This is a genomic window from Cobetia sp. 5-25-4-2, from assembly GCF_013374075.1.
Classification (GTDB): Bacteria; Pseudomonadota; Gammaproteobacteria; order Pseudomonadales; family Halomonadaceae; genus Cobetia; species Cobetia marina.
The window spans coordinates 35,369-54,572 of record NZ_BLWK01000007.1; the positions used below are offsets into that span (position 1 = coordinate 35,369).

At 63.2% G+C, this 19,204-nt stretch carries 18 protein-coding genes; 14 read left to right on the forward strand and 4 right to left on the reverse strand.

Annotated features, from left to right (window positions below; all coding sequences use genetic code 11):
- The first annotated feature begins 494 nt into the window (after positions 1-494).
- The 10 genes from rpmB to HXS65_RS14165 all read left to right on the forward strand — a co-directional run bounded on the left by rpmB (position 495) and on the right by HXS65_RS14165 (position 10,256).
- Entirely contained in the window at positions 495-731 is a 237-nt protein-coding gene (gene rpmB / locus HXS65_RS14120) for a 50S ribosomal protein L28 (RefSeq protein WP_043336270.1), read from the forward strand.
- 92 nt (positions 732-823) lie between these two features.
- Positions 824-979 (forward strand): 50S ribosomal protein L33, encoded by a 156-nt coding sequence (rpmG, locus tag HXS65_RS14125; RefSeq protein WP_016417370.1) that lies wholly within the window; start codon positions 824-826, stop codon positions 977-979.
- 155 nt (positions 980-1,134) lie between these two features.
- The gene (gene mutM / locus HXS65_RS14130) at positions 1,135-1,950 is read left to right on the forward strand and encodes a bifunctional DNA-formamidopyrimidine glycosylase/DNA-(apurinic or apyrimidinic site) lyase (protein WP_054556537.1); all 816 of its coding nucleotides are present in this window, start codon (positions 1,135-1,137) and stop codon (positions 1,948-1,950) included.
- 150 nt (positions 1,951-2,100) lie between these two features.
- On the forward strand, positions 2,101-3,300 hold the full coding sequence (locus tag HXS65_RS14135) for a class I SAM-dependent rRNA methyltransferase (protein ID WP_205700541.1): 1,200 nt from the start codon (positions 2,101-2,103) through the stop codon (positions 3,298-3,300).
- A 144-nt stretch (positions 3,301-3,444) separates the two neighbouring features.
- Positions 3,445-3,801 (forward strand): DUF2007 domain-containing protein, encoded by a 357-nt coding sequence (locus tag HXS65_RS14140; protein WP_176494236.1) that lies wholly within the window; start codon positions 3,445-3,447, stop codon positions 3,799-3,801.
- Entirely contained in the window at positions 3,798-4,313 is a 516-nt protein-coding gene (locus HXS65_RS14145) for a thioesterase family protein (RefSeq protein WP_176494237.1), read from the forward strand. The genes HXS65_RS14140 and HXS65_RS14145 overlap by 4 nt, the downstream gene beginning before the upstream one ends.
- A 143-nt stretch (positions 4,314-4,456) precedes the next feature.
- Positions 4,457-5,578 (forward strand): alanine dehydrogenase, encoded by a 1,122-nt coding sequence (gene ald / locus HXS65_RS14150; RefSeq protein WP_077377781.1) that lies wholly within the window; start codon positions 4,457-4,459, stop codon positions 5,576-5,578.
- Positions 5,579-5,795: 217 nt separating this feature from the next.
- The gene (locus HXS65_RS14155; protein ID WP_084207810.1) at positions 5,796-6,809 is read left to right on the forward strand and encodes a tryptophan--tRNA ligase; all 1,014 of its coding nucleotides are present in this window, start codon (positions 5,796-5,798) and stop codon (positions 6,807-6,809) included.
- A gap of 211 nt (positions 6,810-7,020) precedes the next feature.
- The gene (locus HXS65_RS14160; RefSeq protein ID WP_176494238.1) at positions 7,021-8,265 is read left to right on the forward strand and encodes a YeeE/YedE family protein; all 1,245 of its coding nucleotides are present in this window, start codon (positions 7,021-7,023) and stop codon (positions 8,263-8,265) included.
- 311 nt (positions 8,266-8,576) lie between these two features.
- On the forward strand, positions 8,577-10,256 hold the full coding sequence (locus HXS65_RS14165; protein WP_077377790.1) for an NAD-dependent malic enzyme: 1,680 nt from the start codon (positions 8,577-8,579) through the stop codon (positions 10,254-10,256).
- Between the two features lie 152 nt (positions 10,257-10,408).
- Here HXS65_RS14165 and acnA read toward each other — a convergent pair whose 3' ends face one another.
- A complete protein-coding gene (gene acnA, locus HXS65_RS14170) occupies positions 10,409-13,153 on the reverse strand; it encodes an aconitate hydratase AcnA (RefSeq protein WP_077377793.1) in 2,745 nt (914 codons plus the stop codon).
- Positions 13,154-13,499: 346 nt separating this feature from the next.
- Here acnA and HXS65_RS14175 point away from each other — a divergent pair, with 346 nt between their 5' ends.
- From HXS65_RS14175 to trxB, 3 genes are all read left to right on the forward strand, one after another.
- Positions 13,500-13,856: a CPXCG motif-containing cysteine-rich protein gene (locus HXS65_RS14175; protein ID WP_084207812.1), complete on the forward strand. Its 357-nt coding sequence runs from the start codon at positions 13,500-13,502 to the stop codon at positions 13,854-13,856.
- Positions 13,857-14,148: 292 nt separating this feature from the next.
- Positions 14,149-14,751 (forward strand): peroxiredoxin, encoded by a 603-nt coding sequence (locus HXS65_RS14180; RefSeq protein WP_065392448.1) that lies wholly within the window; start codon positions 14,149-14,151, stop codon positions 14,749-14,751.
- A gap of 347 nt (positions 14,752-15,098) precedes the next feature.
- The gene (gene trxB, locus HXS65_RS14185; RefSeq protein ID WP_077377802.1) at positions 15,099-16,055 is read left to right on the forward strand and encodes a thioredoxin-disulfide reductase; all 957 of its coding nucleotides are present in this window, start codon (positions 15,099-15,101) and stop codon (positions 16,053-16,055) included.
- A gap of 122 nt (positions 16,056-16,177) precedes the next feature.
- Here trxB and HXS65_RS14190 read toward each other — a convergent pair whose 3' ends face one another.
- A complete protein-coding gene (locus HXS65_RS14190) occupies positions 16,178-16,435 on the reverse strand; it encodes a SlyX family protein (RefSeq protein ID WP_077377805.1) in 258 nt (85 codons plus the stop codon).
- A 499-nt stretch (positions 16,436-16,934) separates the two neighbouring features.
- On the opposite strand from HXS65_RS14190, the gene HXS65_RS17645 reads away from it, so the two are divergent.
- Complete coding sequence (locus HXS65_RS17645; RefSeq protein WP_077377808.1) at positions 16,935-17,399, forward strand: cold-shock protein; 465 nt, start codon at positions 16,935-16,937, stop codon at positions 17,397-17,399.
- A 100-nt stretch (positions 17,400-17,499) separates the two neighbouring features.
- On the opposite strand, the gene HXS65_RS14200 is transcribed toward HXS65_RS17645, so the two are convergent.
- Both HXS65_RS14200 and dapE read right to left on the reverse strand, forming a co-directional pair.
- Positions 17,500-17,913, reverse strand: coding sequence for a hypothetical protein (locus HXS65_RS14200; protein ID WP_176494239.1), 414 nt, complete (start codon positions 17,911-17,913; stop codon positions 17,500-17,502).
- Positions 17,910-19,106, reverse strand: a complete 1,197-nt coding sequence (dapE, locus tag HXS65_RS14205) for a succinyl-diaminopimelate desuccinylase (protein WP_084209577.1) — start codon at positions 19,104-19,106, stop codon at positions 17,910-17,912. Before dapE ends, HXS65_RS14200 begins: the two co-directional genes overlap by 4 nt.
- Between the last annotated feature and the right edge of the window lie 98 nt (positions 19,107-19,204).

Consider the following 19,204-nt stretch of genomic DNA (forward strand, 5'->3'; position numbering starts at 1 on the left):
TCGCCTCGGTCTTGTGCGACCTCTTTCGACAAGGCGCTGGGACGAGAGCAGGGGGGAAGAGAAGGAAGAAGAAGGAGCGGATGGGAAGGAGGCGCCCTGCGGATGTCCGGTCTGGTCAATTGTCGGGCCTGCCGGGTGACAGGGATTGCAAAACAGGGCGTCGATTGTGGTAATGTTGCGCCTCCCGTACCACCCACCACAGAATTCGCGACCACTCTGGCCGACATTGGCTGAGTGAAGCGTCTGGCTAAGCAAGCGTCTGTACCGATGTGACAGCTCGGGCGAAGCGTGTTGGCGAAAAAAATCCGTCTTGGGCGTGCTTTCGCGTTCCTCTTCGGGTAAAATGCTGCGCCTGCACGTTCCAGTACCCTGAAGCTTGTCTTCCGGAATGGACGTAACACACTTTGAAATCAGGGCATGAGGCGGCGCCTGCCACTTCCGGTTTGCCCGACAGGTTTTGAACAACTTAGCCAACGCAGCGGTTGGAGGCTCCAATGTCCAAAGTATGTCAGGTTACCGGCAAGCGCCCGGTGACTGGTAACAACGTTTCTCACTCCCAGCGCAAGACTCGTCGCCGGTTCCTGCCGAACCTGCACACCCACCGTTTCTGGGTTGAATCCCAGCAGCGCTTCGTCAAGCTGCGCGTCTCTACCAAGGGCATGCGCATCATTGACAAGAAGGGTATTGACGAAGTCCTCAAGGACCTCACTGCACGTGGCGAGCGCTTCTAAACACTAGAAGACAGCCCCTGTAGCAATGGCAACCGAGCCGAGGGCAACGCTCTCAATCGTTCGGTGAATGCGACTGTGGAAGGAAACTGAAAATGCGTGACAAGATCAAGTTGGTGTCAAGTGCCGGTACTGGCCACTTCTACACCACCGACAAGAACAAGCGTAACACTCCGGACAAGCTTGAATTCAAGAAGTACGATCCGGTCGTTCGCAAGCACGTGATGTACAAGGAAGCCAAGATCAAGTGATCTTGTCTCCCGCCAGCGTGCTGTCGGAACCCTCGAAAACCCGGTCCTGACCGGGTTTTCGAGTATCTGGATGTCGGAGTTCCGGCATCCTGCAACAGGGTGGCGGCTTCTGTCGTCACCCTGTTGTGCGTCTGGCGGTCAGTCGAGGAGGAAGCATGCCCGAATTACCGGAAGTCGAGACGACTCGCCGTGGTATCGCGCCATTGGTCGAGGGCCAGGAGGTCACCGAGGTGATCGTGCGTCAGCCACGGCTGCGCACGCCAGTACCGAGTGAGCTGGCGGAGTGGCTGGTGGGGCAGCGTTTCGGTGAGCTCTCGCGCCGTGCCAAGTACCTGCTGTTGCCGATCGCCGATGGCCACCTGCTCTGGCATCTGGGCATGTCCGGCAGTCTGAGGCTGGTACCCATCGGCACGCCGCCCCGTACGCATGACCATGTCGATGTAGTGCTGGGCAATGGCCAGGTGTTGCGCTATCACGACCCGCGTCGCTTCGGTTTCGTCGACTTCGTGCGCGGTGACCCGCACGCTGACACACGTCTGGCGAGGCTCGGGCCGGAGCCCTTGTCGGACGCCTTCACCGGTGAGCTTCTCTTCGCGCGCTCGCGCAAGCGACGCGTGGCGATCAAGCCTTTCCTGATGGACAACGCCAATGTGGTCGGCGTGGGCAACATCTACGCCAGTGAGGCGCTCTTCATGGCCGGCATCGACCCGCGTCGTCCGGCGGGGGAGACCTCTCTGGAGGAATATGAGCGCCTCGCCGAGGCCTCGCGCAGCGTGCTGGCGGCTGCCATCGAGCAAGGCGGTACCACCTTGCGTGATTTCGTCGGTGGTGATGGCAAGCCCGGCTACTTCGCCCAGCGCCTCAACGTCTATGGGCGAGGGGGCGAGCCCTGCCGTGAGTGTGGCCATGAGATCATGAGCCTGGTGCTCGGGCAGCGTGCCAGCTGCTTCTGCCCTCATTGCCAGAGCTAGTGCCGTTCGTGCCGGCACGGGTCAGACATGTCTCGCTGGCCCTTGATGATCACTTGACCGGAGGCTCCGTGACCGGGGCCGCCATGACGACTAGAATGGCCCCATTCGGGCGCGCCCTGTCGTCGTCCTGTCCCTTTCCCTGTCTTATGGATGATTCCCGTGACTGAACGTCTGCGCCTGAAGAAGAATGCTGATCGCCGCCTCAAGGCTGGCCATCTGTGGCTGTACTCCAATGAAGTCGATACCGTCGCGACGCCGCTCAAGAATTTCGAGCCGGGTGCCCAGGCGATCATCGAGGCCAGCAACGGCCGCGCGATGGGCGTTGCCTACGTCAACCCGAACTCGCTGATCTGCGCGCGTATCGTCTCGCGCAACCCGGAACAGCGTCTGGACCGCTCGCTGCTGGTGCATCGCTTCAACCAGGCGCTGTCACTGCGCGAGAGCCTCTATGACAAGCCGTTCTACCGTCTGGTCCACGGCGAGGGCGACCTGCTGCCGGGTCTGATCGTCGATCGCTTCGGCGACGTGCTGGTCTGCCAGCTCAACACCTTCGGCATGGAGCGACTGGCGGAAGTGATCGTCGATGCGCTCTTGAAGGTCGTCAAGCCGACCGCCATCGTGTTCAAGAACGATTCCAGCGGTCGCCGTCAGGAGCAGCTCGAGCGCAACGTCGAAGTCGTCTATGGCGAGCTGCCGGAAAGCGTGCTGCTGGAAGAGAATGGGGTCCAGTTCAGCGCGCCGGTACTGGATGGCCAGAAGACCGGCTGGTTCTATGATCACCGCGACAACCGTGCCTGGCTGAATCGTCAGGTGGCAGGCAAGCGCGTGCTGGACCTGTTCAGCTACGTCGGTGGCTGGGGTGTGCAGGCGGCGGCGCATGGCGCCAGCGAAGTGCTGTGTGTCGACGCCTCCGGTGCGGCACTTGAGCGTGTCTCGGGCAACGCCGTGCTCAACGGTGTCGAAGATCGCGTCTCCATCGCGGAGTCGGATGTCTTCGAGGCACTGACGGCCCTGCGCGCGGAAGGCGAGCAGTTCGACGTCATCATCGCGGATCCGCCCGCCTTCATCCGCAAGCGCAAGGACATCACCAACGGTGAGCGCGCCTATGCACGCCTCAACCGTGAAGCCATGCGTCTGCTGGGCCGCGACGGTCTGCTGATGTCCGGCTCCTGCTCCATGCATCTCGCGCCGGAGCGCCTGATGGATGTGGTGCGCGGCGCCGTGCGTCACCAGGACCGCCACGGTCAGGTCATCTTCCAGGGCCATCAGGCCAGCGACCACCCGGTGCACCCGTCCATCCCCGAGACCTCCTACCTCAAGGCGCTCGGTGTGCGGGTCTATCGCGACTGAGATCGAGTCTCGGGTCGCGACCAGGAGCGCGATCGGTATCGCGAGCGATGAACGTGTCCTTTGACACGAACGACAACGCCGCCCTTCGGGGCGGCGTTGTCGTTGATGGCTTCCGTAGCGCCCGGACTCTGATAGTCTGACGGCATGTATCGACGACTGACATCCCATCACAATCTCGTGCTGCTGGATCACTGGCGCAACCTTCTGGAAAGCGAAGGTATCCCGTGCGAGCTGCGCAACCGTCTGCTGGGTTCGGCAGCCGGGGAGTTGCCCGTCAACGATTGCGAGCCGCAATTGTGGGTTGCCGAGCACAATCTCGTCCGCGCTCGCCAGCTGCTGGCGCATATCGAGGCCGCGCCTGCGCAGCCGGATTGGCAGTGCGCCTGCGGGGAGCGCCTCGAAGGCAGCTTCAGTGAATGCTGGTCCTGCGGTGCCAGTGCGCCCATGCGTGATGATGCAGGGCCCCGCGAGCAGGATGACGACACGGAGTTCGTGGCATGACGGACGTACAGGCATCGGAGACCGTCATCGGCAACACGGCCCCCTTGCGGGAAACCTGTGAAGGGTGGGCGCTGCCGTCTCCCTTCCTGCTGCCGATCGCGGTAAGTGTCGAGGCGCTGGATGGCTATGGCCATGTCAACAATGCCGAATACGTGCGCTGGCTGGAGAGAATCTGCTGGGCGCATTCCGAAGCGTTGGGGCTGGGCCTTGAACACTATCGTGCCCAGGATCGTGGCATGGCGGTGCATCGTCACGAGATCGACTATCTGGCCAGCGCACGGCTTGGCGATTCGCTGATGCTGGCCACCTGGCTGGTGGCGTGCGATGGCCGCCTGAGCCTGACGCGCCGCTTTCAGCTGCGTCGTTGCTCGGATGGCCTGACGCTGTTGGAGGCGCGCACGCGCTTCGTCTGCATCGAACTCTCGAGTGGGCGAGCCAGACGCATGCCCGAGGCTTACCGTGAATGCTATTCGGCGGCGCTGGTGAGCGAGGATGCTGCCAGCCAACGATGATTCCCTGCATTCCACTGCATTGCTGTCGTGTTTTGGTGAATCTTGCTGGCATCTGATTGGCGCGACGCTGACGAGTCTGCTGTGCTTGTAGGAGGTGTCGAGATGACATCGCCGTATTCCGCCAGCAGTGAAAGGAGCTCGTCATGCAGATCGCCGTGCCGAAGGAAATCAAGAACCACGAATACCGTGTCGCTCTGACGCCCGCCGGGGTGCGAGAGCTGATTGCCCATGGCCATGACGTCATCGTCGAGCGTGGTGCGGGTGAGGGCAGTGGGTTCAGTGACGCCGAGTACCAGGGGGTCGGGGCTCGTCTTGAATCGGATGTCGAGCAGGTCTTTCGTGAGGCCGAGCTGATACTCAAGGTCAAGGAGCCTCAGCCGGCCGAGGTGGCGCGTCTCACCAGCGGCCAGACATTGTTCACCTACCTGCATCTGGCCGCCGCCCGTGAGCTGACCGAAAGCCTGCTGGATAGCGGGGTGACCGCGATTGCCTACGAGACCATCACCGACACCGCCGGTGGTCTGCCGCTGCTGGCACCCATGAGTCGCGTTGCCGGGCGCATGGCGATCCAGGCCGGCGCGCATGCGCTGGAGAAGGCGCAAGGCGGGATGGGGGTGCTGTTGCCCGGTGTGCCTGGCGTGCCACCGGCGCGGGTCACGGTGATCGGCGGCGGTGTGGTCGGGGAGAACGCGGCGCGCATGGCGCTGGGGCTGGGTGCCGAGGTGGTGATTCTCGATACGTCATTGAACCGCCTCGAGACGCTGGATCACCGCTATCAGGGACAGATTCGTACGGTCTATTCGACGTCCGAGGCGCTGGATGAAGCGGTACGCCATTCGGCATTGATCATCGGGGCCGTGCTCGTGCCCGGTGCCGCGGCCCCCAAGCTGATCCGTCGCGAGCATCTGCGCAACATGATGCCCGGTGCGGTACTGGTGGATGTCGCGATCGATCAGGGCGGATGTTTCGAGACCAGTCGCGCCACGACCCATGCGGAACCGACCTATCTCGTCGATGGTGTCGTGCATTATTGCGTGGCCAACATGCCGGGGGCCGTGGCGCGTACCTCGACCCAGGCACTCACCAGCGCGACGCTGCCTTATGTGGTGAAGCTCGCCAATGGCGGCTATCGCAAGGTATTGCGGGAAGATCGTCACTTCGCGGCAGGCCTCAACGTGCATGCCGGCCAGCTGACGATTGCGGAAGTCGGCGCTGCCTTCGGCATGCCGGTGATCTCGCTGGAAGATGCCCTGGCAAAGGGCTGACACCTGCCGGCGGGTACATGGGGTGCATGGGGCGCTGGTCGTCTGTCCGGCCCTTACGAAGGCCATGCCCCTCAGGGTAAGATGAGCGCAATGCAGCGGCAGGACATGGCGGGTTCATCGCATCGTGATGCGCGCCGTCGTGCCCTGTCGTGATTCATTGTGAGCAGGTCCCGCCAAGTGGCACGCTCCCCGACTCAGACGCCCAAGAAGTGCATCCATGACCAAGACCCGCGTTCTTACCGGCATCACGACCACCGGCACCCCTCACCTCGGCAACTATGTCGGCGCCATCAAGCCCGCCATCGAGGCCAGCCAGGACCCGACGGTCCAGTCCTTCTATTTCCTCGCCGATTTCCATGCTCTGATCAAGTGTCAGGACCCGAAGCGCGTGCAGGAATCCCGCCGTGAGATCGCCGCCACCTGGCTGGCGCTGGGGCTGGACACCGACAACGCCATCTTCTATCGCCAGTCGGATGTGCCGGAGATTCCGGAGCTGATGTGGTTGCTCAACTGTGTCTGCGCCAAGGGCCTGATGAATCGTGCGCATGCCTACAAGGGCGCCGTGGCCGAGAACGAGGAAGCGGGCATCGAGGACGTGGATCGTGGCATCAGCATGGGGCTGTTCAGCTATCCGGTGCTGATGGCGGCGGACATCCTGATGTTCAATGCCCACAAGGTGCCGGTGGGGCGTGACCAGATCCAGCATATCGAGATGGCGCGTGACATGGCCGGGCGCTTCAACCACCTCTTCAAGGGCAACTACTTCACCATGCCCGAGGCGGTGACCGACGAGAAATCCCAGCTGCTGCTGGGCCTCGATGGCCGCAAGATGTCCAAGAGCTACAACAACACCATTCCGCTGTTCGGCACCGAGAAGCAGCTGCTCAAGAGCGTGCGCAAGATCAAGACCAATTCGCTGGAGCCGGGGGAGCCGAAGGACCCGGATACCTGTTCGCTGTTCCAGATCTATTCCGCCTTCGCCACCGAGGCGGAAGTCGCCGCCATGCGTGAGCAGTACGCCGCCGGCATTGGCTGGGGCGATGCCAAGAATCAGCTGTTCGAATACCTGAACGACCATCTCAAGGCGCCGCGTGAGCGTTACGTCGAGCTGATGGAAGATCCGGCACATGTCGAAGCCATCCTCAAGCGTGGTGCCGAGCGTGCGCGCGATGAGGCCGCGCCGATGATGGAGCGCCTGCGTCGTGCCGTCGGTCTGGGCAACTTCGTGTAATCTCGAGGACACCCCGCACAGCCCGGCACCAGACGCCCGCCATCGCTTTCGATGGCGGGCGTCGTCGTCTGGGAGGTGAGCTGACGGGGGTGACTTATATTCCATGGCGGAATGGATGGCGTGCTGAAAATTCGTTCACAGCTATAAGGCAACGCGTTAGGCTTGCCGCATTGATGAACGCGACATGACGACTTCGTTCAAGGAGCAAGACATGAGTCACGATGCGATACCCGGCAAGGCCAGCCAGTCCGGCCTGCCGACGACCGCCATCAACCCGAAGGCCATTCTGGCCGGAGGCTTGCTGGTGGTGGCTGCCATCCTGCTGGGGATGGTGTCCGGCTGGCGCCAAGGCTTGCTGCTGCTGGTGGGGGGCGCGCTGGGCGTGGTGCTCTACCACGCGGCCTTCGGCTTTACCTCCGCCTGGCGAGTCTTCATCACCGAGCGCCGAGGACGCGGCCTGCGTGCCCAGATGCTGATGCTGGCGATCGCCGTGGTGCTGTTCTTCCCGGTGCTGGCCTCGGGCAGCCTGTGGGGGCAGGAGGTCTCCGGCTTCGTCTCGCCGCTGGGTATCTCGGTGGTGGTCGGTGCCTTCCTGTTCGGGCTCGGCATGCAGCTGGGCGGCGGCTGCGCCTCGGGCACGCTGTTCACCGTCGGTGGCGGCAATGCGCGCATGGTGATCACCCTGATCTTCTTCTGCGTCGGCTCGGTGATCGGCACCGCGCACTTCAGCTGGTGGCAGAGCCTGCCGTCGCTGCCCGCCGTCTCGCTGGTGGACAGCTTCGGCGCGCTGGGTGGCATCATCGTCAGCCTGGTGCTGTTCGCCATCATCGTGGTGGTGACACGCACGCTGGAGAAGCGCCGTCACGGTGAGCTCGAGAAGGCCGCCGTGACCGACAGTCAGCCGCGTGGTCTGTCACGCTTTCTGCGGGGCCCCTGGCCGCTGCTGGCGGGTGCCGTGGCGCTGGCGCTGCTCAACTTCGTGACGCTGGCGCTGGCTGGTCGTCCCTGGGGCATCACCTCGGCCTTCGCGCTGTGGGGCACCAAGGCCTATACCGCGCTGGGCTTCGATGTCAGTGACTGGGGCTACTGGCAGGCGGCGGGCAATGCCAAGGCACTGGCCGCACCGCTCTATCAAGACATCACTACGGTGATGAACATCGGTATCGTGGTGGGGGCGCTGGCGGCGGCGCTGCTGGCCGGCAAGTTCGCGCCGAAGTGGAACATTCCGCTGCGCTCGGTGGTGGCTGCCGTGCTGGGTGGTCTGCTGCTGGGCTATGGTGCGCGCCTGGCCTTCGGCTGCAACATCGGTGCCTACTTCGGTGGCATCTCCTCCGGCAGCCTGCATGGCTGGCTGTGGCTGGTGATGGCCTTCGCCGGCAACATGCTGGGCGTGAAGCTGCGCCCGTTCTTCGCGCTTGCGCCGCGCAAGCCGGCATCGCGTGCCGATCTGGCCTGAGCCATTCCCCGCACGTGATCGCGAACGCCTCGCTCCTTCCCCGTCAGGGGGATGAGCGGGGCGTTTCTCGTCATGCAGCACCCTTGTCTGCGCAACGCACGCCGACCCTGCACAGGCTGCCGGAGATAGCACTGCGCGTGCTATCATCATGCCTTGTTCGCACGTGGAAACTGCACGTCGAAAGGTCCCTCGGACGCCCGGTTGCCAGCAGGTCTTCTGCGGTGCTTCAGCGGGCATGCTGCGCGTGTCTGCCGGCATGCCGAAAAGCTTGCCGAGCGTGAGGTCGTCCCCACTGATTCAAGAGTCTCGCCATGACGGATACTTCCAAGCGCGCCCTGTACGTTCCCTACGCCGGCCCGAGCCTGCTCGAGATGCCGCTGCTCAACAAGGGCAGCGCCTTCAGCCTCGAGGAGCGTGTCAGCTTCAATCTGATGGGCCTGCTGCCGCAGAATGTCGAGAGCATCGAAGAGCAGGTCGCGCGCGTCTACAGCCAGTATCAGCAGTGCGCCACCGACCTCGACAAGCACATCCTGTTGCGCTCGGTGCAGGACGACAACGAGACCCTGTTCTTCCGCGTGATCGAGGAGCACCTCGAGGAGATGATGCCGATCATCTACACCCCGACCGTCGGTCAGGCGTGCGAGGAGTTCTCCAACATCTACCGCAACCACCGCGGCCTGTTCATCTCCTACCCGGACCGCGAGCACATGGATGACATCCTGCGCTCCGCGACCAAGGACAACGTCAAGGTCATCGTCGTCACCGATGGCGAGCGTATCCTGGGCCTGGGCGATCAGGGCATCGGCGGCATGGGCATCCCCATCGGCAAGCTGTCGCTGTACACCGCCTGTGGCGGCATCAGCCCGGCCTATACCCTGCCGATCTCGCTGGATCTGGGCACCAACAACCAGAAGCTGCTCGACGACCCGCGCTACATGGGCTGGCGTCACGAGCGCGTCACCGGTGATGACTACAACGCCTTCGTGGCCGAGTTCATCACAGCCGTGAAGCGTCGCTGGCCGAAGGCCATGATCCAGTTCGAGGATTTCGCGCAGGCCAATGCCATGCCGCTGCTCGAGCGTTACCGCGATGAAGTCTGCTGCTTCAATGACGACATCCAGGGCACCGCCTCCGTCGTGGTCGCGACCCTGATGGCGGCCTGCAAGGCCAAGGGCGAGAAGCTCTCCGATCAGCGCGTCACCTTCCTGGGTGCCGGCAGTGCCGGTTGTGGCATCGCCGAGATGATCGTGGTGGCGATGGTCAAGGAAGGCATGGACGAGGCCGAGGCCCGCAAGCGTGTCTTCATGGTCGATCGCTTCGGCCTGCTGACCAGCGACATGGAAGGCCTCTACGACTTCCAGAGCCGTCTGGCTCACGACGTCGAGAGCGTGGCCGACTTCGGTGACCGCGGCCTGCTGGATGTGGTCAAGGCCGCCAGGCCGAGCGTGCTGATCGGTGTCTCCGGCCAGCGTGGCCTGTTCAGCGAAGACGTGATTCGTGCCGTGCAGGCCGGTTGCGAGAGCCCGCTGGTGATGCCGCTGTCCAACCCGACCTCACGCGTCGAAGCGACACCGGCGGAAGTCATCGAGTGGACCGACGGCAAGGCACTGGTCGCCACCGGCAGCCCGTTCGCGCCGGTCGAGCACAACGGCCACACCCACGCGATCGCCCAATGCAACAATGCCTACATCTTCCCGGGCATCGGTCTGGGTGTGCTGGCATCCAGCGCCTCACGCATCACCGACAACATGCTGATGGCCGCGGCCAATGCGCTGGCCAACAACGCTCCCATCGTCCTGAAGGGCGAGGGCGCGCTGCTGCCGTCACTGGGCGACATCCAGGACATCAGCCGTCAGATCGCCTTCGACGTGGCACGTCAGGCCCAGGCCGATGGCGTGGCGCTGACCTCCAGCGATGAGATCATCCAGGCCAACATCGAGAAGAACTTCTGGCAGCCGCGTTACCGCGCCTACCGTCGCAAGGCGTTCTGATCGCGCCTGCGTCTGACCCGTCAGTGAGCGCATGAAGCAGATTGCCTGAAACAGGTTGCCTGAAACAGAGTGTGCAAATGAAGAAGCCCCCGCAGGCCATGCCTGCGGGGGCTTTTGTATTGCTGTCAGCGCTGCGGTCAGCGGCTGGCGGGTTACAGCATGCCGCGCAGCACGTAGTGGAGGATGCCGCCGTGGCGGTAGTACTCCAGCTCGTTGTCAGTATCGATGCGGCACAGCGCCTCGATCTTCTGCTCACCCTTGTCGCTCTTGAAGGTGACCTGGACCTTGCCGCCGGCCGTCAGGTCATTCAGACCGCTGATGCTGATTTCCTCATCACCGGTCAGGCCGAGAGACTGGCGACTCTCACCTTCGGGGAACTGCAGCGGCACCACGCCCATGCCGATCAGGTTGGAGCGGTGGATACGCTCATAGGACTCGGCAATCACCGCACGTACGCCCAGCAGCAGGGTGCCCTTGGCGGCCCAGTCACGTGAGGAGCCGGTGCCGTACTCCTTGCCCGCGACCACCACCAGTGGCGTGCCTTCCTCGGCATACTTCATGGCGGCATCGTAGATGGCCATCTGCTCGCCGGAGGGCACGTGGCGTGTCTCGCCGCCCTCGACGCCATCGAGCATCTCGTTGCGGATGCGCACGTTGGCGAAGGTGCCGCGCATCATCACCTCATGGTTGCCGCGACGTGAGCCATAGGAGTTGAAGTCCTTGACCTCGACGCCGTTCTCCTTGAGGTAGCGACCCGCCGGGCTGTCCGGCTTGATGGCACCGGCCGGTGAGATGTGGTCAGTGGTCACCGAGTCGCCGAGCATGGCCAGCACGCGAGCGTTCTCGACGTCCTGCACGGCCTTTGGCTCGCGCTCCATGCCTTCGAAGAACGGCGGATGCTGGATGTAGGTGGAATCCTTCCACTCATACACCTCGGCTTCCGGTACCTCGATGGCCTGCCAGGTCTCGTCGCCGTCGAAGACTTCAGCGTACTCCTTGCGGTACATCTCGGTGCGTACCTGTTCGACGGCCGTGGCGATTTCCGCCTGGGTGGGCCAGATGTCCTTGAGGAAGACATCGTTGCCGTCGTTGTCCTTGCCCAGCGGCTCCTTGGAGAGGTCGGTGCGCACGGTGCCGGCGAGGGCGTAGGCCACCACCAGGGGCGGTGACGCCAGCCAGTTTGTGCGGACGTTGGGATGCACGCGACCCTCGAAGTTGCGGTTGCCCGACAGCACCGAGGCGACCGTCAGGTCACGCTCGTTGATGGCGGCTTCGACAGGGTCCGGCAGCGGGCCGGAGTTGCCGATGCAGGTCGTGCAGCCATAGCCGACCAGATTGAAGCCCAGCTCGTTGAGGTCATCCTGAACCCCCGCCGAGGCGAGATAGTCGGTGACGACCTTGGAACCCGGTGCCAGAGAGGTCTTGACCCATGGCTTGGTGCGCAGGCCTTTCTCGCGCGCCTTGCGGGCCACCAGGCCTGCCGCCAGCATCACGCTGGGGTTGGAGGTGTTGGTGCAGGACGTGATGGCGGCGATGACCACGTCCCCGTGATCGAGACGGAAGGTCTCGCCGTCCAGCTCGCTGTAGTCGGTATCCTTCTCGTAGCTCTGCTCGACATCGACGGCGGTCTGGCCACCCTCGGACAGCCACTTGCCGTCCTCGACCGCGGGAATCTGACCCAGCTGGTCATCGAGGATCTTCTCGAAGGTCTGCTTGATGTCGGTGAGCGCGACGCGATCCTGCGGACGCTTGGGGCCGGCCAGAGAGGCGACGACCTCACCCATGTCCAGCTCCAGGGTGTCGGAGAAGATCGGCTCATGGCCCGGCTCACGCCACAGACCCTGCTCCTTGGCATAGGCTTCGACCAGCGCGACCTGTTCATCGGAGCGGCCGGACAGACGCATGTAGTTGAGCGTCTCGTCATCCAGCGGGAAGAAGCCGCAGGTGGCACCATATTCCGGCGCCATGTTGGCGATGGTCGCGCGGTCCGCCAGTGGCAGGTCGTCCAGGCCATCACCATAGAACTCGACGAACTTGCCGACCACGCCACGGCTTCTCAGCATCTGGGTGACGGTCAGCACCAGGTCCGTCGCGGTGATGCCTTCGTTGAGCTTGCCGGTCAGCTTGAAGCCGACCACTTCCGGAATCAGCATCGAGACCGGCTGGCCGAGCATCGCGGCTTCCGCCTCGATCCCGCCGACACCCCAGCCCAGCACGCCCAGGCCATTGATCATGGTGGTGTGGGAGTCGGTGCCGACCAGGGTGTCAGGGTAGGCGAGCGTCTTGCCATCTTCCTCGCGGGTGAAGACGGCGCGACCGAGATATTCCAGATTTACCTGGTGGCAGATGCCGGTACCCGGCGGGACGACGGAGAAGTTGTCGAAGGCCTGCTGGCCCCAGCGCAGAAACTCGTAACGCTCGCGGTTGCGCTCCATCTCGATGCGCACGTTGTCCTTGAAGGCGCTCGGGTCGCCGTAGTGATCCACCATCACCGAGTGGTCGATGACCAGATCCACCGGGGTCAGCGGATTGACCTTCTCGGGGTTCGCGCCCAGTGTCTTGACGGCGTCACGCATGGAGGCCAGGTCGACGACCCCGGGCACACCGGTGAAATCCTGCATCAGCACCCGGGCCGGGCGATAACCGATCTCATGAGTGCTGGAGGCGGTCTTCTGCCAGTCGGCCAGCGCCTTGATGTCGTCCTTGGTGGCAGTGTCACCATCCTCGAAGCGCAGCTGGTTCTCCAGCAACACCTTGAGCGTGAAGGGCAGTCGCGTCAGGTCGCCAAGCGACTCGGCGGCCTTCTTGAGCGAGTAGTAGTGATATTGCCTGTCTCCGACCTGCAGTTCGGAGAGGGTATTGAGCGAATCCAGTGACTGAGAGCGCTGGGAACCCATGATTCTCCTCCTTGTCGTTGTCTTCACCGGCCAGACTGCTGATGTGTCATCCAACAGGTGCGTCAGGTGCCTTGGCCGGCTGCGACGCGTCGCCTGAGAGCGACTGCCAAATCGCGGGATACTGCCTATATAAGGCTATGGTCATCATCTGACCGGAATTCAAGCGCCTGCTTGCTTGAGGATAGTGCGCAGTGAGGAACCCCGCGTCGCGTTCGCTGCCATAGAGACGGATGAGAGACATCGTGAGGGAGGTGAGCATGGCGCTCATGGCTCGTGGACTGTCAGCCGCTGGCAAGGCTTTCGCCGCGATCAATCGCATCTCTCACATGACATGACGGAGGTTGGCATGAGTGATCAAGGGCGTGAGCCGGGTGAGTTGCCGGAAGATGACGAGGTACTGGATGCTGCCGTCGAGCAGTGGCTGGCGGAGCATTCCTCGGGGCAGTCCGATGAGTGGCCGGGGCATGAGCTGCTCGAGGACAAGCATGAGGGCGTGACCAGTGAGGCGCTGCACGAGGCGGAAATCAACTGCCCCTACTGTGACACGCCCTTCACGGTGTTCCTGGATCTGGACGAGGGCAGTCTGACCAACATCATCGACTGCGAGCGCTGCTGTCAGCCGATTCAGGTGCGCCAGCAGGTGGACCCCGTCAGTGGTGAGCTGGACGGCCTGGATATCGGCCAGGACGATGACGTGCTCTGACCTCGGGGGCGATCTCAGACGCGATCTCAGGTGCCCTGATTCAGCGCATCTGCCCCGAATCGCGCCGCAAGAGCGAGAATCCCGAGCAGCGCACAGGAGATACTGTATTCTGTTTCAGAGGTCACTTATGATTCCGGCGCAGCAGGCATCGTCATCGAGCTTTCATAGGCAAACTCTATGATGGTGATTGCGCCAAACATTTGGCATCTGCCACCTGAGGCGATTAGTCTGTGTGGCGATTCATCACGAAGGCGGCTTTGCGCCTTCCATCATCATTTCTCAGGAGATCACCATGAGCGTATTGGTCGGACGTCAGGCCCCGGATTTCGAAGCCGCAGCTGTGCTGGGCGACGGTACCATCGTCGACAACTACAAGCTGTCTGATTCCAACGGCAAGCTGCGTGTGCTGTTCTTCTGGCCGCTGGACTTCACCTTCGTTTGCCCGTCTGAAATCATCGCCCACGACAACCGTCTGGCGAAGTTCAAGGAACTCGGCGTTGAAGTCATCGGTGTTTCCATCGATTCCCAGTTCACTCACCACGCATGGCGCAAGACCTCTCCGGACGCTGGCGGCATCGGTGAAGTCGGCTTCCCGATCGTGGCTGACGTCAAGCACGAAATCGTGCAGGCCTTCGGTGTCGAGCACCCGGAAGCTGGCGTCGCACTGCGCGCGTCCTTCCTGATCGACGAAGACGGTGTCGTTCAGCACCAGGTCGTCAACAACCTGCCGCTGGGCCGCAACGTCGACGAGATGGTCCGCATGGTCAAGGCCCTGCAGTTCCACCAGACCAACGGCGAAGTCTGCCCGGCAGGCTGGGAAGAAGGTCAGGAAGGCATGAAGGACACCGCGGAAGGTGTCGCCAAGTACCTGGCAGGTCACTCCAGCAGCCTGTAAGTCGCTGCCTGGTAGCGATCAGCCGCGTCATCGCTGACTGATCGAGCGTCCGCCTTTCGACACCCTCCCATGAGTGGCTCGACTGGCAGGCGAACCGGAAGCCGTCGCCCCTGGCGGCGGCTTCCGTGTATCTGAGGCTAGCGTCATAAGCTTCTGCGATGCCGGTCTGAGCGCAGTGCTGAAAGCTCGGCGCGTCTGCGCTAATCTGCGCAGTCCCTGTTCACCATCCACTCCGTGTCCTGAGCCATGCCGATCGCAGACGCTGTCCGCATCGCTCAGTACATAGATCATCAGTCGTCACCCGGCGTCTGGTGAATTTTCCGCCTTCATCTGTCCTGAGGTCATCCATGAGCAATGTCCGTCACGAACGTCTGATCATCCTCGGCTCCGGCCCGGCGGGTTACACCGCTGCCGTCTATGCCGCGCGTGCCAACCTCAAGCCGCTGCTGATCACCGGCATGCAGATGGGTGGCCAGCTGACCACCACCACCGATGTCGACAACTGGCCGGGCGATGATGCCGGCGTGCAGGGACCGGAGTTGATGGAGCGCATGCGCCGTCACGCCGAGCGCTTCGAGACCGAAGTCCTGTTCGATCACATCAACGAAGTGACTCTCGGCGAGCGTCCGTTCCTGCTCAAGGGTGACAACGGCAGCTACAGCTGTGATGCGCTGATCATCGCCACCGGTGCCAGTGCACAGTATCTGGGCCTGCCGAGCGAGCAGCAGTTCATGGGCCAGGGCGTCTCGGCCTGCGCGACCTGTGATGGCTTCTTCTATCGCAATCAGGAAGTCGTGGTGGTCGGTGGCGGCAACACCGCGGTCGAGGAAGCGCTGTACCTGTCCAACATCGCCTCCAAGGTCACCCTGGTGCACCGTCGCGACAGCCTGCGCGCCGAGAAGATTCTGCAGGACAAGCTGTTCGACAAGGTCGAGAACGGCAACATGGCGGTGGAATGGCACCACACGCTGGATGAGGTGCTGGGTGACAACTCCGGCGTCACCGGCGTGCGTCTGCGTCATGTCGAGAGTGGCGCCACCAAGGAGCTGAGCTCGATGGGGGTGTTCATCGCCATCGGCCATCGTCCGAATACCAGCCTGTTCGAAGGCCAGCTGGAGATGCAGGGCGGTTATCTCAAGGTCCAGTCCGGCCTGGAAGGCAATGCCACCCAGACCAGCATCCCCGGTGTCTATGCCTGTGGTGACGTGATGGATCACGTCTATCGCCAGGCGATCACCTCTGCCGGTACTGGCTGCATGGCGGCGCTGGACGCCGAGCGCTATCTGGATGGTCTGACTGCCTGAATGGCCTGACCCTCCGCGCTCGCGTCTCCTGACAGGCCGTCAGGGAGGCACGCACAAGAACGGCCCCGTGGCATGCGCTGCGGGGCCGTTCTGCGTTTTGATCACAGGTGCCAGTGCTCGCTTCAGTAGTGAGGAGGAAGCTCATCGGCAGGCGACAGTGAGTCGGTCTGTGTCCGTTCACTGCCAGATTCGCGCAATTGGCGCAGCTGCGCGCTCATCAGCGCGGTGAGGCGCTCGAGCGTCTCTATCTGGCGTTGCTGGGCAATCACGGTGCGATCCAGCGTCTCCAGCCAGTCATCCTGGTGGGCCAGGCGGCTTTCGAGCGCTTCCAGGCGTGCTTCCAGCCGAGCATCGCCGGGGAGATCGGTCGGGGTCGACATGCGCTATGAACTCCTGAAGAGAGGTGTCAGTCCCGGTGGGCGAGTCAGTGGCGTGAGGATACCACCAGCCACAAGCGGACCGACAAGGGTTGAGGGGAGGCACGTGGTGGCATCAGACGCATTCTGGTGAGGCGTGTTAGACTGATATCGGTGTGTTCTGCCTTCTTTTCGCGCAGTGCACCTGTTGACGGCACCTGCCAGTTTCGCCTCTGGCACTGACATGGCTGCCGGTTCCATCGACTGATGTGGGGAGACTCGCATCATGAGCCACGACGTGGCCAGGCTGACACCGAGTGTCAGTCACAGCCACGGGCATCGCCGTGAGGCGTTGCGTTCAGGCAGAGGTCCGACGACTGACGGTCGCATCGCGTGTCGTCATCCTCCCGGATTCTGCCCTTGCTGCGGCGTCTGGCAGAACATTCTGATATGGATCATCTGAAGTACCCCCTTCTGCCTTGTCGCGTTCCACCTTAATCCATTGCTTAGAGAGTTTATCTTGATGAGTTCCAAATCGTTCTTCCGTTGTTTCATCATCAGTCTGTTGCTGGCATTGCCGGCACCGTTGCTGATTGCCGTCTTCATCACCCTGACCGGCGGCGAGCTGGCCGACACGCTGTCCACGGCACTCAGCGTCGAGGGCTTTGAACTGGCCTACGCCGCTGCTGCCGTCGCCGTCTTCATTCTGCTGCTGGTCGCCACCCTGGCCATTCCGGTGCTGACACCGCGTTCCGCGGCGCTGGCCGAAGTCGAGGACGACGATCGTGAGATCGGCGAGGTCAAGTGGTTCAACGTCAACAAGGGCTATGGCTTCGTGACCCGCGAGAGCGGTGAAGATGTCTTCGTGCACTTCCGTGCCATCCGTGGCAAGGGCCATCGCACGCTGGCCGAAGGTCAGAAGGTGCGTTACCACGTCATCAGCAATGAGCGTGGCCTGCAGGCGGATGACGTGACGGTCATCACCTGATCGCTGACTCGCTCAGTGAAAGACGACAACGCCCCGCAGGCTAGCCTGCGGGGCGTTGTCGTTCATGGCCTGCACATTGGGGTGACGAGCGTCGCGTCACTCAGCCCTGGTCTGGCCAGGTGAAGGCCTCTTCGCTGCCATCGGCCATGACGCGGAAGAAGCGGTCCGGCTCATCGCCTGGCTGCCAGCTGCCCAGCGAGCAGCGCGCCTCGACCTGCAGCCCTCGGGCGGCGGCGCGAGCACAGTCGACATCACGTACCCAGGGAGTGCTGGCGCTGTCGAACCACAGGCTGGCGAACCCGTCAGCGACCTTCTCCACGACCAGTACCGCGATCTCGGCGCCGTCACGCGTGAGGCGGGTCCGGTGCTGCAGCTTGCCGGCCGGCTGGAAGACGACGACCTGCCCGAACTGCTCGCCCAGCCAGGCACCGAGCGCTTCCAGGCTCAAGGGCTTGAGGTAGATCTCGATGTCCGGGTATTGCTCATCGGAGTCAGTGTGCGGGGTGTCGCTCATGCCGTGGTCTCTCGGGTCGCGGGGACAAACAGATATTCCAGGATGTGTTCATAGGCGCTGGAGAGCTGGTCCAGGTCGCTGGCCATGACGCGTTCATCGATCTTGTGGATGGTCGCGTTGACCGGCCCCAGTTCTACCACCTGGGTGCCGAGCGTGGCGATGAAGCGCCCGTCCGAGGTGCCGCCGGAGGTGGACAGTACCGGCTTGCGGCCCAGCGCGCGTTCCACGCCGTGCACGGCGGCATCGACCAGCGCGCCTTCCGGTGTCAGGAAGGGCTCGCCGCTCAGGTTCCACTCGATCTCGACGTCCAGCCCGTGCTTCTCGAGGATCTCGTAGGTGCGACGCTTGAGGTCATCGGCGGTCAGCTCGGTGGAATAGCGGAAGTTGAACACCACTTCCAGCTCGCCGGGGATGACGTTGGTCGCGCCGGTACCGCCACGGATGTTGGAAATCTGGAAGCTGGTCGCCGGGAAGAAGTCGTTGCCGTCGTCCCAGTGTTCAGCGGCCATGGCGGCCAGTGCCGGGGCGGCCTCGTGGATCGGGTTGCGTGCCAGGTGCGGATAGGCCACGTGGCCCTGCACGCCCTTCACGTGCATGACGGCGCCGAGCGAGCCGCGACGGCCATTCTTGATCACGTCACCGGCGTAGTCGGTGGAGGACGGCTCGCCGACGATGCAGTAATCCAGGCGTTCGTGGTGCTCGCGCAGATACTCGACCACCGCGCGGGTGCCGTGAACCGCCGGGCCTTCCTCATCGGAGGTGATCAGGAAGGCGATGCGGCCTTCGTGGTCCGGGTTGGCGGTCACGAAGCGCTCGGTGGCGGTCAGCATCGCGGCCAGCGAGCCCTTCATGTCGGCGGCACCACGGCCACACAGGAAGCCGGCGTCATCGATGCACGGTGAGAACGGCGGATATTGCCAGTTGGCTTCCGGGCCGGTGGGCACGACATCGGTGTGGCCGGCGAAGGCCAGTACCGGACCATGATGACCGCGTACTGCCCAGAAATTCTCGACATCACCGAAGGGCAGGCGGGTGATCGTGAAGCCAAGCGCCTCGAGACGGTCGATCATCAGGGCCTGGCAGTCCAGATCATCCGGTGTGACGGAAGGGCGTTCGATCAGGTCGAAGGCCAGTTCCAGCGTCGGCGAGAGATTGCTGGGGCGTGACGGAAGCGGTGCGTGTGAATCAGTCATCATGGGCCATCGCTGCAGGCGTCGCCGCGAGGGGCGGCAACGCGAAATTCGGGGGAGACGAAATGTCTTCGTGCCGGCTCGAGCATCGCTGCCCGAGC